Source organism: Pantoea allii, assembly GCF_002307475.1.
Taxonomy (GTDB): domain Bacteria; phylum Pseudomonadota; class Gammaproteobacteria; order Enterobacterales; family Enterobacteriaceae; genus Pantoea; species Pantoea allii.
In genome coordinates, this window is record NZ_NTMH01000051.1 from 23,996 (window position 1) to 37,041 (window position 13,046).

Below are 13,046 nucleotides of genomic sequence, written 5' to 3' on the forward strand. Positions count from 1 at the left end.
AGGCCAGCCGCAGCTGGCCCTGCAGAACGGATTACTTATTCTGTTGCTCGAAACGACGCAGCAGTTCGTTACCACGCTTCACTGCACTATCCAGCGCGGCCTGCGGCGACTGCTTGCCGGTCCAGACGCCTTCCAGCTCTTCATCCAGAATGGTACGGATCTGCGGCATATTCCCCAGACGCATGCCTTTGGTATAAGGCAATGGCGGCTTGTTCATCATCTGGCGAATCGCAATATCGGCACCTGGGTTTTTCTCGTAGAAGCCTTCTTTCTTCGTCAGCTCATAAGCGGCAGTGGTAATCGGCAGGTAGCCGGTTTTCTGATGCCATTCCGCCGCAATTTTTGGCTCGGTGAGGAATTTCATAAATTCCGCTGCGCCTTTGTAGGTATTGGCATCTTTGCCCTTCATGACCCACAAGCTGGCGCCGCCGATAATGGCGTTCTGCGGTGCATTCGGGATATCCGCATCGTAAGGCATCATGCCGACGCCGTAGTTAAATTTGGCGTAATGGCGAATATCCGCCAGCGAGCCCGATGAGGCCGTGGTCATGCCGCAGTCACCGTTATAGAACTTGGCGGTCGATTCGTCTTTACGACCAAAATAGGTGAAGTCCCCTTTCTTGTTCATATCTTCCAGTAGCTGGATATGACGAACCTGAGCCGGTTTGTTGAACTCCAGTACCGCATCGGTGCCGTCGAAACCGTTATTTTTGGTGGCAACCGGCAGGCCGTTCCAGGCGCTGAAGTTTTCAATCTGAATCCAGCCCTGCCAGCCGCTGGCATAACCGCAACTCATGCCGGATTTACGCAGTGCAGCCGCATCCTTAGCCAGTTCCTGCCAGGTTTTGGGGGCCTGGTCCGGATTCAAACCTGCTTTTTTAAACGCATCTTTGTTGTAGTACAGCACCGGCGTGGAGCTGTTGAAGGGCTGAGAGATCAGCTGACCTTGTGCGTTGCTGTAGTAGCCAGCGACCGCAGGGACAAACTGCTTCTCATCCATTGGGATGCCAGCATCTTTGAACACCTGGTACACCGGCACGATGGCTTTGGAGGCCATCATCGTGGCGGTACCCACTTCATAAACCTGTAACAGAGCCGGGGCTTTTCCTGTGCGGACCGCAGCGATACCTGCCGCCAGACTTTGTTCGTAGTTCCCTTTGTACACCGGGACGATTTTGTAATCCGGGTGTTCCTGGTTAAAACGTTGCGCCAGTGAGTCAACCTCTTTGCCTAACTCGCCTTCCATTGAGTGCCAGAAAGGGATCTCAGTAGCGGCCATTGCATTACCACTGATCGCCAGACCGAGCAGTGCGCTCATCAGGCTACGACGAAAAGTAACAACGGACATAGAATTTTCCTGTTCAGGTAGGTACGCGCGTTATCACGCATTTTTTGCTCGCGAAGTAACATGACACGCTGAAATGACGGAAAAATAACAGTCAGATGACGGAAAAATGACAGCGGAATGTCAGAAGATGACAGGGATAAGCGGGATTAATGCATGAGGACGATACGACGAGGGCAGGAAAGGTGAGCCAGATAACTGAAGTGTGACAGCGCCCCACCCTCGAAACCCAAAAAAGCGATAACGAGAGTGAGCGCTGCCCGACATGCGCCTGGCCTGAGAGCCAGGCCTGCCACCTATGCGCCCAGATATGCGCTGCGCACGGCCTCATTGGAAAGTAACGCCTCGCCGCTGTCCTCCAGCACCACGTGACCGTTTTCCAGCACGTAACCCCGATCGGCCAGCTTCAGAGCCTGGTTAGCATTCTGCTCTACCAGGAAAATCGTCATGCCTTCGCTGCGTAACTGCTCAATCGTATCGAATATTTGCTGAATAATAATCGGCGCCAGGCCCAGGGAAGGCTCATCCAGTAACAGCAGGCGCGGTTGACTCATCAGTGCCCGGCCAATCGCCAGCATCTGCTGTTCGCCACCCGACATGGTGCCTGCCCGCTGAATTTTACGCTCAGCCAGACGCGGAAACAGCGTATACACCCGTTCGATGCGTTGCAGATACTGCTGGCGGCTGGCAAAAAAACCGCCCATTGCCAGATTCTCTTCCACGGTCATGCGTGAAAACACACGACGTCCTTCGGGCACGATGGCAATGGCTTCGCGCATAATCCGCGCCGTTTGCCAGTCGGTGATGGCTTTACCATCAAAGGTGATGGTGCCGCTGGTCGCACGCGGTTCACCGCATAACGTGCCCAGCAGCGTGGTTTTGCCCGCCCCGTTTGCACCAATCAGGGTCACAATTTCACCCTGGTCAATATGCAGGCTAACGCCGTGCAGGGCCTGGATTTTTCCGTAATGCGCACTGACGTTATCAATGGTTAACATGGCCATATTACGCCTCTCCTAAATAGGCACGGATCACATCCGGGTTATTACGAATCTCTTCCGGTGTGCCGTTAGCCAGCGGCGTTCCCTGATTCACCACATAGATACGATCGGAAATCCCCATGACCAGCTTCATATCGTGTTCAATCAACAACACGGAAACCTTATGCTCACCACGTAGCTCGGCAATCAACTCATCCAGCTCGTGCGTCTCTCGCGGGTTAAGCCCGGCAGCCGGCTCATCCAGCATTAAAATCTCCGGGCGCGTCACCATGCAGCGGGCAATCTCCAGTCGGCGCTGCTGACCATAGGCCAGATTACCGGCCTGACGATTGGCCATGTCCAGCAAGCCGACGCGCTCAAGCCAGGTGGCAGCACGATCCAGCGCGTCGCCTTCACTGCGGCGAAAAGCAGGCGTTTTAATCAGGCCTGAAAAGACGCCGCTTTTCAGATGCTGATGCTGCGCGACCAGCAGATTTTCAATCACCGTCATTTCGCGGAACAGACGTACGTGCTGGAACGTACGCACAATCCCCATGCGGGCGATCTTCTGCCCGGATAAACCGGCCAGATTCTTGTCACGCAGCGTAATGCTGCCGCCAGTGGGCTTGTAGAAGCCGGTCAGACAGTTGAAGACGGTGGTTTTACCCGCGCCGTTTGGCCCGATAAGCGACACGATTTCCTGGGGTCGCAGTTCCAGCTTTACGTTGTTCACGGCTAACAGACCGCCGAAGCGCATCATCAGGCCCTCAACGGCTAACAAAGGCTGACTCATGCCTGCTCTCCTTGTTTACCCTGCCTGAGTTTCAGGTGCGGACGCTTCATGGGCAGTAAGCCCTGTGGACGCCAGATCATCATCAGCACCATCAATCCACCCAATACCAGCATGCTGTACTCATTGAGATCGCGCATCAGTTCACGTGAAACCACCAGCAAAATGGCGGCCAGAATAACGGCGAACTGCGATCCCATCCCGCCCAGCACGACGATGGCTAAGACAAAAGCAGATTCGACAAAGGTAAAAGATTCCGGGCTGACAAATCCCTGACGGGCAGCAAACAGCGTACCGGCAAACCCCGCAAAGGCAGCACTGATGGTAAAGGCCGTGAGTTTAATACGGGTCGGGCTTAAGCCCAGCGAGCGACAGGCAATCTCATCTTCACGCAATGCTTCCCAGGCCCGGCCGAGCGGCATACGCAGCAGGCGGTTAATCACAAACAGCGTCAGCACCACCAACAGTAATGCCACCAGATACAGGAAAATCACCCTGTCACTGGGATCGTATTTCATGCCAAAGACGTCGTGAAACGTGCCCCATCCACCTTCACTGACGCGGCGGCCAAACTCAAGGCCGAAGAACGTGGGTTTGGGAATCTGGGCAATACCGTTTGGCCCACCAGTAATCGCGGTGTTATTCAGCAGCAGGATACGGACGATTTCGCCGAAGCCGAGCGTCACAATCGCCAGATAATCGCCACGCAACCGCAACACCGGGAACCCCAGCAGCAGACCAAACGCGGCGGCCACTAAACCAGCCAGCGGCAGGCTCTGCCAGAAACCGAAACCATAGTAATGATTGAGCAGGGCAAAGGTATAAGCGCCTATCGCGTAGAACCCGCCGTAACCCAGAACCAGCAGCCCTGACAGCCCAACCACCACGTTCAACCCCAGGCCCAGCATGATGTAGATGAGCGTCAGCGTCGCGATATCAACGCTGCCGCGCGAGACCAGGAACGGCCAGATAACGGCGGCGGCGATCATCAATGCCATGACGAGCTTTTGCTTTGGCGTGGAACCATCAAAACCAGGCAGCACCAGGCCGCCGCTGCGTTTCAGCTTGCCCTGAAACAGCGGGCGCAGCAGCTGGAACAGGAACACCACCGCACAACCGATAAATATCCAGTTCCAGCGCACGCTACCGGCATTCACCACCTGCAGCTTCGTACCATTCAGATCGAGGCGCATTCCCATAAAGAACGCGGCCAGAACCAGCAGCATGACCGTAGAGATCAGTGCATTGACCAGACCAAGGCGTTTCATACTTTCTCTACCTCCGGACGGCCCAGAATACCGGTCGGCATCACCAGCAGCACCACAATCAGTAAGGCAAACGACACCACATCTTTATATTCGGTTGAGAGATAAGCCGAGGTCAGGGCTTCAGCAATGCCCAGCACCAGACCGCCGATCATCGCGCCGGGAATACTGCCAATGCCGCCCAGTACCGCTGCGGTAAAGGCTTTCATACCTGCCATAAAGCCGATAAACGGGTTGATCGAGCCATAAAACTGGCCTAACAGCACACCGGCCACTGCCGCCATCGCCGCACCAATCACGAAGGTGAGCGATATCACGCGGTCCGTGTTAATCCCCAGCAGGCTGGCCATTTTCAGGTCTTCAGCACAGGCCCGGCAGGCGCGGCCCATGCGGGAATAGCGAATAAACAAGGTCAGTGTCAGCATGGTCAGGAACGTCACCACCCAGATCACCACCTGCATGGTCGACAGCGTGGCCGCAAAACCATTGCTTTCTCCCAGCGTCCACTGGCCGGTAATGAGACTCGGCAGCGCAAGATCGCGTGAGCCCTGGGTCAGGCTGACATAGTTTTGCAGGAAGATAGACATCCCGATGGCGGAGATCAGGGCAATGAGGCGCTTAGAGGAGCGGACCGGCCGGTAAGCCACCCGCTCAATGCTCCAGCCATAGGCGCTGGAAATAATCACCGCCATCACAAAACCGGCGGCAATCATCAGCCATGTGGTATCAATGCCCATCATCATCAGGGCGGCAATCACGATAAAAGAGACATAGCTGCCGATCATATAGACCTCGCCATGGGCGAAGTTGATCATGCCAATAATGCCGTAAACCATGGTGTAGCCAATGGCGATCAGCGCGTAGGTGCTCCCGAGGGTTACCCCGTTGAACATCTGCTGAATGAAATAGAGAAACTGCTCGGACATAGTGAGGACCTACTCAGGAACCAGAAAACCCCTCTCCTGCCAGCAGAAGAGGGTTAGCAAGGCGAAGGCGGCACGACAGCGTGCGCATGGCCTTCGCCTGCTTCCCCGATCACCGGTCACGGGGAAGAGTCATTGCCTTATTTAACAGCGGTAGACGAACCGTCTTTGTGCCATTTGAAGACACCAAATTCAAAGCCCTTCAGATCGCCTTTCTGATCCCAGCTCAGGTCGCCCATGACCGTTGGAACAGGTGCGCCGGTTTTAAGGTTCTTCGCAATCGCATCGGGTTCATCGCTCTTGCTGCGCTCGATGCCGGTGACCAGAGACTGGATAGCCGCATAGGTGGTCCAGACGAAAGGTCCGGTAGGATCTTTACGGTTAGACGCGGTGTTGGCTTTAATGGCTTCAACAATCGCCTTGTTCTGTGGCAGCTGGTCGTAACGTTTTGGTAATGTGACGTACAGCCCTTCAGACGCATCGCCCGCGATGTTAGACAGCGAGGCATTGCCCACGCCTTCTGGTCCCATAAAGCCGGCCTTCAGGCCTGCGGCTTTAGCCTGGCGCAGAATCTGGCCCAGCTCCGGGTAGTAACCGCCGTAATAAACGAAATCCACGTTTTCTTTCTTCAGACGGGCAACCAGGGTAGAGAAATCTTTATCGCCTGCGGTGATCCCTTCAAACATCACCACGTTGCCACCTTTGGCTTTCAGGGTTTTCTGGACGGATTCCGCCAGGCCCTGTCCGTACTGCTGTTTGTCATGCACAACAGCGATACGTTTTGGTTTAATCACATCCAGGATGTAGTTCGCTGCGGTTGGGCCCTGATCAGAATCCAGACCGGTGGTGCGCATCACGTCTGCATAACCCCGTGCGGTCAGTTCAGGTGCCGTGGCGGCCGGGGTAATCATCAGCACGCCTTCGTCATTGTAGATGTCTGAAGCAGGCTGCGTTGAGGAAGAACACAGGTGTCCGATGACATATTTAATGCCGTCGTTAATCACCTTGTTGGCCACTGCAACCGCTTGTTTTGGGTCACAGGCATCGTCATATTCCACACCGACCAGTTTGTCGCCGTTTACGCCACCTTTGGCATTAATATCTTTAATCGCCTGTGCAGCGCCGGTAAATTCCATATCACCATACTGCGCGACCGGGCCAGTAGCGGCACCTACGATAGCTATTTTAATATCTTTCGCCATTGCCGCATGGCTCATCGCCAATGCAACGCATCCTGCCAGTAACGCGCGACCTGTCATTTTCATGCGAACTACCCCATCAGTTATGTCGTGTTTGTTGTGAGTGGTGTTATTTTCTGCCAGATAAAGTGGAAAACTGATTTAACAATAATGAGTTAGCACGCTTTTCTGGCTTTTATTAGTAATAAGGCTTTATATTTCAGACTATTAAACAGGAAGTATATTCTGTAAAGCAACTGACATATTCATGATTCGCAATGTTAAGCAGCATAATCATCTGGAGGCAATGCACAGCTTTTGCTTACCAGGCCAGCGCGTTATGCTGTCTTTAAAATCGGAATACCTGTTTATCACTATTATCCTGGCACTCGGTCGCGGTTTTGACCTGTTTTATTGCTTAAAATGTGTCGGGGTTCCGGTTACGGGAATTGACTACATTATCGGCTTTTTACACATACAGGTGTTTGTTATGAAGCTCACCATTATGCGTCTGACCTCGCTGACGCAGCAGGACCGGACAGACCTGGGGAAGATCTGGCCTGAAAGGGATATCGCACAGTTGGAGGCGTCGTTAAATGAAAGCCATCGTCTTTACGCCGCGCGCTTCAACGATCGTTTGCTGGCGGCATTGCAGTTAGAAATTTCAGGGATTCATGGCAAGGTGCATCATCTGACGGTAAGAGAGGCCACCAAACGGCGTGGTGTCGGTCAGTATCTCCTGGAAGAAACGATGCAGCAGAATCCATCGCTGAACGACTGGTGGATTGCCGATGACGGCAGTGACGATCAACGCATCCGGGCGGCGTTTATGCAGGCGTGTGGTTTTCGTGCGCAGGTTGACGGCTGGGTGAAATAACGCGCAGGCAGTAAAAAGGGCGACCTGAGGTCGCCCTGTCTCGTCAGGCTTCGATCGCCATTCGGAGTTTTTTCATCGCGTTCTTTTCAAGCTGTCGGACGCGCTCTGCGGAAACGCCGTAACGATCGGCCAGTTCCTGCAGGGTCGTTTTGTTGTCCTCATCCAGCCAGCGGGCACGGATAATATGCTGGCTGCGCTCGTCCAGGCCTTCCATTGCATATGTCAGCTTATCGGCCGCATGGGATTCCCAGTTATCCTCTTCAATGCCGTCGGCAAAATCAGAGGTTTTATCCTGGAGATACAGCACCGGGGCCATGGATTTGCCTTCGCCGCTTTCATCGTCAGCGGACATATCAAAGGTCATATCCTGAGCCGCCATGCGCGATTCCATTTCTCGCACATCTTTGCTGCTTACGCCCAGCTCACGCGCGACCATTTCCACTTCATCCTGATTAAACCAGCCCAGACGCTGCTTGGTTTTACGCAGGTTAAAGAACAGCTTACGCTGTGCCTTGGTGGTCGCCACTTTCACGATACGCCAGTTACGCAGCACGTATTCGTGAATTTCCGCTTTGATCCAGTGAACGGCAAAGGACACCAGACGGACGCCAACTTCAGGATTAAAGCGACGAACGGCTTTCATCAAGCCGATGTTACCTTCCTGAATCAGGTCAGCCTGAGGCAGGCCGTAGCCTGAGTAGTTACGAGCGATATGAACAACAAAGCGTAGGTGAGACAGGATCAGCGTCTTTGCCGCATCCAGATCGCCCTGGTAATGCAGCCGTTCAGCCAACGCCTTTTCCTCTTCTGCCGACAACATCGGCCAGGTATTGGCAGCCCGAACATAAGATTCCAGGTTGCCCAGAGGAGCAATAGCTAAAGTTTGCATTTCTTTGGTCATTCAAACCCTCACAAAATCAGTGGAATTGCCGCATCTTTCCTTAAGCGCACGTCACATTATGTCAACGTCGCAGGAAAACCAAAAGCAATCTGTGCTACTTGGAAAACAAAGTTATCCACAAGTTCAATTATAGCAGTGTATATTTTACACACAGATGACAGCGGGGCAACATCCTCTGCACCCATTGTCGGCAGCAGAGGATGATTATAACAAAAAAATGTTGCAGCAGTTTACTGGGGCGTAAATCGGCGTAAATGTTGTACCGTCGCCAGCCAGGCCGCAATCCATCCGATGATGGCCGCAATCAGCAACAGCAGCAGCGCCTCATCCCAGGAAAAACCTTCCAGAGAGAATGTCGTGCCAAACACCGACGCAACATGCGCCACGACGGATTGCAGACGCAGGACCAACACTTCAGACAGAATCAGCGATAATACCGCCCCGGTGAAACCTAATAACGCCCCGCCATACAGGAACGGACGCAGGATAAACCCATCGGTGGCCCCGATCAGCTTCTGTACGTTGATGGTATCGCGCCGGGCAAAAATGCTCAGCCTGACGCTGTTGCCAATCACAAGGAACACCGCCACGATCATTAAGATACCGATCATGGAGGCAATTTGTCCCACCAGCCCGGTCAGGGCCGCAAGACGGGCGAACCAACTGTCATCCATGCGCACTTCGTCTACGCCCTGCACTTTTGCCACCCTGTCGCGCAGGGTTTGCAGGGTGTCCGAATTCTGAAAGTTGAGCTTAGGCGTAATAATGACAACGGCCGGCAGAGGATTCTGCTCCAGCATATCCATCGCGCCACCAAAGCCTGACCAGTTACGGAATTCGTTCAGGGCCTCTTCACGCGTCAGATAGTTGACATGCTCCACGCCATCGACCTGCTTTAGCTGGGCCGTCACGTTTTCCGCTGCGGTGTCGTCCAGGGTTTTAGAGAGATAAACCGTAAGCTGCGGAGCCGGATACCATTGCGTGGCGGCCTGGCTGACGTTTTTCCACACCATATAACACACGCTGGGCAGCGTCAGAGAAATGGCGATAACCATCACCGTCAGCAACGTCGCCAGTGGCTGACGCCACATGTCAGACAACGTACCGCGCAGCGCATAGCGCCACTGCTCCTGCATGCCGCCGCGTAACGCTTTGCTTTTCGACGGTTGCTTCGCCTTCGGCGCTGTCGCGCGTTTATTGCGTTTATTGACCATCGTGGCCTCCGTGCAGGCGTCCTTTGTTCAGCGTCATCACCCGATAATTTCGGCGACCGATAAGCGCCACATCATGCGTCGCCATCAAGACCGTCACCCCAACGCGGTTAAACTCTTCAAACAGCCGCAGAATGTCTTCAGACAGGGCCTCATCAAGGTTACCCGTCGGTTCATCCGCCAGCAGTACCGCAGGTTTATTCACGACGGCACGCGCAATGCCGACGCGCTGCTGTTCACCACCAGAAAGTTGAATAGGATAACTTTTCGCTTTGTCGAGCAGGCCCACTTTGTCTAAGGCCGCGGAAACACGACGCCGGATATCCTCACCGCTGGCCCCGGATATGATCAACGGAATCGCCACGTTGTCGTACACGGAACGATCCATCAGCAGGTGGTGATCCTGAAAGATCATCCCAATCTGACGGCGCAGAAACGGCACCTCGCTGTTACGCAGACGTGAAATATCATGCCCGCTAAACCAGATTTGTCCGGCGCTGGGACGTTCAATGCCACAAATCAGCTTCAGCAAGGTACTTTTCCCTGCGCCAGAATGGCCGGTCAGAAACGCCATTTCACCAGGACGCAGATGAAAATCTACTCCCTGCAGCGCCTGACGTCCGCCGAGATATGCCTTACTGACCTCTTCAAAGCGAATCATCCTAATTAGTCCTCTCGGGCAAACAGTGCCTCAATAAAATCCTCGGCCTTGAAGGGCCGTAAATCTTCGATGCCTTCTCCAACACCGATATAACGGATAGGTATGCCAAACTGATCCGCCACCGAGAAAATCACGCCACCTTTGGCCGTGCCATCCAGTTTCGTCAGGGTAATGCCGGTCAGACCGACGGCTTCATTGAACAGTTTGGCCTGGCTGATGGCATTCTGCCCGGTGCTGGCATCAATTGTCAGCATGACTTCATGCGGCGCCTGCTCATCCAGCTTTTTCATCACGCGTGTGATTTTCTTCAGCTCTTCCATCAGGTGCGATTTGTTTTGCAAACGCCCCGCGGTGTCGGCGATTAAGACGTCAACGCCACGGGATTTGGCAGCCTGAATGGCGTCGAAAATCACCGAGGCAGAATCCGCGCCGGTGTGCTGTGCCACCACAGGAATGTTGTTGCGCTGGCCCCATACCTGAAGCTGTTCAACGGCCGCCGCACGGAAGGTATCGCCCGCCGCCAGCATGACCGACTTCCCTTCAGCCTGATACTGACGAGCCAGCTTACCGATGGTGGTGGTTTTACCCACACCGTTTACACCGACCATCAAAATGACGAACGGGGTTTTACCTTCAAGGTTGAGCGGTGCTTCGACTTTCGCCAGAATCCCGGCCATTTCGCTTTTCAGCAGGCCATAAAGCGCCTCTGCATCGCGAAGCTGTTTACGATCGGCCTGCTGCGTCAGGCTGGTAATAATGCGGCGCGTCGTTTCAACCCCCACATCCGCAATCAGCAGTTGCTCTTCCAGCTCTTCGAAAAGCTCATCATCGATCTTCTTGCCACGAAACAGGCCGATAAAACCCGAGCCCAGATTCTGGCGGGTTTTCACCAGGCTACGTTTCAGGCGGGCAAAGAAGCCTTCTTTCGTCGGACGATCCTGCTCCTGCGTCACTAGCGGCGCGGCGGCCAGGGGAAGATCGCTGACGGTATCGGTAGGTTCTGCCTGACCCGCATGGTGAGGCGCTTCCTCAACGGCATCCGCGCCCGCTAAAGCCAGCGCGGTCAGTTCGTCATCGCTCAGCGGTACATCCTCTGCCACAGGGGCAGGTTCTGACGTTAGGGTTTCAGGCTCGTGAGGCGTAACCTCCACGATATCCGCATCGGCCAGCGCCAGCGCGGTCAGTTCGTCGTCGCTCAGCGGTGCGTCGTCTGCCACAGGGGCAGGTTCTGACGCCACAGTTTCAGGTTCGTGAGGCGCGACCTCCACGATATCCGCATCGGCCAGCGTCAGCGCGGTCAGTTCGTCGTCGCTCAGCGGTGCGTCGTCTGCCACAGGGGCAGGTTCTGGCGCCACAGTTTCAGGTTCGTAAGGCGCGACCTCAACGATATCCGCATCGGCCAGCGCCAGCGCGGCCAGTTCATCGTCGCTCAGCGGTGCATCATCTTCCGCGGGAACGGGCGCAGGCTCAGTGGTTTTCGCCGGTGCAATCCCGCCCTCCTGCTGAGTCAACGCACGTTCAGCGTCTGACGCAGGGGGCGTCGGCTCTACTGTGGCGCCGGGAGCGAGGGGGCGTTGCGGTTCAACGACGTGTTCAGGGGTTGCAACGGTCTCTTCCGCATGGGTTTCCGCCTGACTTATTGCCGGGGCTTCCTGTTCTGGCTGCTGGACTTCCGATTGTGCAGTCTGTGATGTCTGCTCTTCCGTTGAGGATTGTTTCTCTTCTTCTTTGCCAAATCCCAGCCAGGAAAAAAAGCCTCGTTTTTTCTCTTTTGCCATTGTGTAACCACACTCCTCGATGGCTTCATCCCGGTAGCACAATGTACCCAGGGTTAAAAACAGTAATGGGTGATAAACGCCAGATGAGCGTCAAACCGCAGAATTATGCATAACAGCAGCAACGCTGTAGTCTAACACTTTCCAGCCAGCTCACCACAGCACCCTTTTTTAACGTTTCTTCTCATCGTTTCGCCCGTTAAACTACGCAACAAATTATGAAGATTTGTGAGCAAAATGATAAAACCTCCCCGTAAGACTGGTGGTGCAGGCCAAATCCGCATCATTGGCGGACAGTGGCGCGGCCGCAAATTGCCGGTGCCGGACAGCGCCGGGCTCCGGCCGACTACCGACAGAGTGCGCGAAACCCTGTTTAACTGGCTGGCGCCCTCTATTCAACAGGCCGACTGCCTGGACTGCTTTGCCGGTAGCGGCGCGCTAGGGCTGGAAGCCTTGTCGCGTTTCGCCGCATCGGCAACCTTACTGGAGCTGGAACGCCCGGTGGCGCAGCAGTTGTCAAAAAATTTGCAGACGCTACAGGCCGCTAACGGCAAGGTTGTGCAGACAAACACCCTCACCTGGCTGGCTCAGGACGGTAAACCCTTTCATATCGTGTTTATCGATCCCCCCTTTCGCCAGGGCCTGCTGGAACAAACGCTGCAACTGCTGGAGAATAACGGCTGGCTGACTGCTGATGCACTCATCTACGTTGAAAGTGAAGTCGAGTGCGGCGCACCGCCGGTTCCGGCGCACTGGAATCTTTACCGCGAAAAAATTGCCGGCCAGGTGGCCTATCGCTTATATCAGCGCCAACAGGAGACACACGATGTTACTTAATTTAGGACGCCTGCTGATGCTGTGCGTGTGGGGTTTTTTACTGTTTAACCTGATTCATCCTTATCCGAAGCCATTGACCTGGTTTATCAATGTGGCCCTGATATTTATGATTCTGATGCATGGTTTGCAGTTGGTTTTGCTGCGCACCACACAAGGCAAAGATGCACCGCCGATCGATCGTGTTACCCAGATAAAAGTCTTTTTGTTTGGCGTTTTCGAACTGGTTGCGTGGCAGAAAAAAAACTTCCCACGTAAGTAACATCAGTAATATCAGTAACATCGTCACGGCGGGCACCGGCCCCG

At 54.5% G+C, this 13,046-nt stretch carries 13 protein-coding genes; 3 read left to right on the forward strand and 10 right to left on the reverse strand.

The features are described 5' to 3' along the window. Positions 1-31 precede the first annotated feature (31 nt). The 6 genes from ugpB to CMR03_RS22205 form a co-directional block, all read right to left on the reverse strand. Positions 32-1,348, reverse strand: coding sequence for a sn-glycerol-3-phosphate ABC transporter substrate-binding protein UgpB (gene ugpB / locus CMR03_RS22180; protein ID WP_063877550.1), 1,317 nt, complete (start codon positions 1,346-1,348; stop codon positions 32-34). A gap of 293 nt (positions 1,349-1,641) precedes the next feature. Next, positions 1,642-2,349 carry a high-affinity branched-chain amino acid ABC transporter ATP-binding protein LivF gene (livF, locus tag CMR03_RS22185; RefSeq protein ID WP_063877551.1) on the reverse strand — a complete coding sequence of 236 codons (708 nt, stop codon included), beginning with the start codon at positions 2,347-2,349 and terminating at the stop codon, positions 1,642-1,644. 1 nt (position 2,350) lies between these two features. After that, positions 2,351-3,118 (reverse strand): high-affinity branched-chain amino acid ABC transporter ATP-binding protein LivG, encoded by a 768-nt coding sequence (livG, locus tag CMR03_RS22190; RefSeq protein ID WP_063877552.1) that lies wholly within the window; start codon positions 3,116-3,118, stop codon positions 2,351-2,353. Further along, positions 3,115-4,383, reverse strand: coding sequence for a high-affinity branched-chain amino acid ABC transporter permease LivM (locus CMR03_RS22195; protein ID WP_063877553.1), 1,269 nt, complete (start codon positions 4,381-4,383; stop codon positions 3,115-3,117). Before CMR03_RS22195 ends, livG begins: the two co-directional genes overlap by 4 nt. Next, the gene (gene livH, locus CMR03_RS22200; protein WP_096012673.1) at positions 4,380-5,306 is read right to left on the reverse strand and encodes a high-affinity branched-chain amino acid ABC transporter permease LivH; all 927 of its coding nucleotides are present in this window, start codon (positions 5,304-5,306) and stop codon (positions 4,380-4,382) included. Before livH ends, CMR03_RS22195 begins: the two co-directional genes overlap by 4 nt. 137 nt (positions 5,307-5,443) lie before the next feature. Next, a complete protein-coding gene (locus CMR03_RS22205) occupies positions 5,444-6,568 on the reverse strand; it encodes a branched-chain amino acid ABC transporter substrate-binding protein (protein WP_063877555.1) in 1,125 nt (374 codons plus the stop codon). A gap of 403 nt (positions 6,569-6,971) precedes the next feature. On the opposite strand from CMR03_RS22205, the gene panM reads away from it, so the two are divergent. Next, on the forward strand, positions 6,972-7,358 hold the full coding sequence (panM, locus tag CMR03_RS22210; protein WP_063881050.1) for an aspartate 1-decarboxylase autocleavage activator PanM: 387 nt from the start codon (positions 6,972-6,974) through the stop codon (positions 7,356-7,358). Positions 7,359-7,401: 43 nt separating this feature from the next. Here panM and rpoH read toward each other — a convergent pair whose 3' ends face one another. The 4 genes from rpoH to ftsY form a co-directional block, all read right to left on the reverse strand. Then, positions 7,402-8,259, reverse strand: coding sequence for an RNA polymerase sigma factor RpoH (gene rpoH, locus CMR03_RS22215; RefSeq protein ID WP_013027559.1), 858 nt, complete (start codon positions 8,257-8,259; stop codon positions 7,402-7,404). 230 nt (positions 8,260-8,489) lie between these two features. Then, positions 8,490-9,473, reverse strand: a complete 984-nt coding sequence (gene ftsX, locus CMR03_RS22220; RefSeq protein ID WP_063877556.1) for a permease-like cell division protein FtsX — start codon at positions 9,471-9,473, stop codon at positions 8,490-8,492. Further along, positions 9,463-10,131, reverse strand: coding sequence for a cell division ATP-binding protein FtsE (gene ftsE, locus CMR03_RS22225; protein ID WP_063877557.1), 669 nt, complete (start codon positions 10,129-10,131; stop codon positions 9,463-9,465). The genes ftsX and ftsE overlap by 11 nt, the downstream gene beginning before the upstream one ends. 5 nt (positions 10,132-10,136) lie before the next feature. Next, positions 10,137-11,909, reverse strand: coding sequence for a signal recognition particle-docking protein FtsY (gene ftsY, locus CMR03_RS22230; RefSeq protein WP_096012674.1), 1,773 nt, complete (start codon positions 11,907-11,909; stop codon positions 10,137-10,139). Positions 11,910-12,143: 234 nt separating this feature from the next. Here ftsY and rsmD point away from each other — a divergent pair, with 234 nt between their 5' ends. Both rsmD and CMR03_RS22240 read left to right on the forward strand, forming a co-directional pair. Further along, entirely contained in the window at positions 12,144-12,743 is a 600-nt protein-coding gene (rsmD, locus tag CMR03_RS22235) for a 16S rRNA (guanine(966)-N(2))-methyltransferase (protein ID WP_096012675.1), read from the forward strand. Then, the gene (locus tag CMR03_RS22240; protein ID WP_013027564.1) at positions 12,733-13,002 is read left to right on the forward strand and encodes a DUF1145 family protein; all 270 of its coding nucleotides are present in this window, start codon (positions 12,733-12,735) and stop codon (positions 13,000-13,002) included. Before rsmD ends, CMR03_RS22240 begins: the two co-directional genes overlap by 11 nt. Positions 13,003-13,046: the final 44 nt, after the last annotated feature.